This is a genomic window from Pseudoalteromonas sp. CR1 (assembly GCF_019392235.1).
Classification (GTDB): Bacteria; Pseudomonadota; Gammaproteobacteria; order Enterobacterales; family Alteromonadaceae; genus Pseudoalteromonas.
This window is the reverse complement of the sequence record NZ_JAHXRM010000541.1, coordinates 1-244: the sequence shown is the minus strand read 5'-3', so window position 1 is coordinate 244 and position 244 is coordinate 1. Positions and strand designations below refer to the sequence as shown.

General features: G+C 66.0%; 1 protein-coding gene. It reads left to right on the top strand.

Translation table 11 applies throughout. The features are described 5' to 3' along the window. The coding region (locus KZZ04_RS20480; protein WP_219424075.1) for a hypothetical protein at window positions 1-244 on the top strand (244 nt) is incomplete at both ends.

Genomic DNA, 244 nt, shown 5'->3' with positions numbered 1-244 from the left:
CCCGTGCCGTTTCGCAACTATGTGGCCCAGGCGCGGCTGGGCATCAGCGAGCAGGAACACGAACAGTTCTTTCGCCAGATGCTCGGCGATATCAGCGAGCCGACGTTGCCGTTTGGGTTGCAGGATGTGCAGGGCGATGCCCGCGGCATCGCTGAAGTCAGCCTGCCATTGGCGCCGGCGTTGGCGCAGCGCTTGCGCGCGCAAGCCCGGCAACTCGGTGTGAGTGCCGCCAGCCTGTTCCACC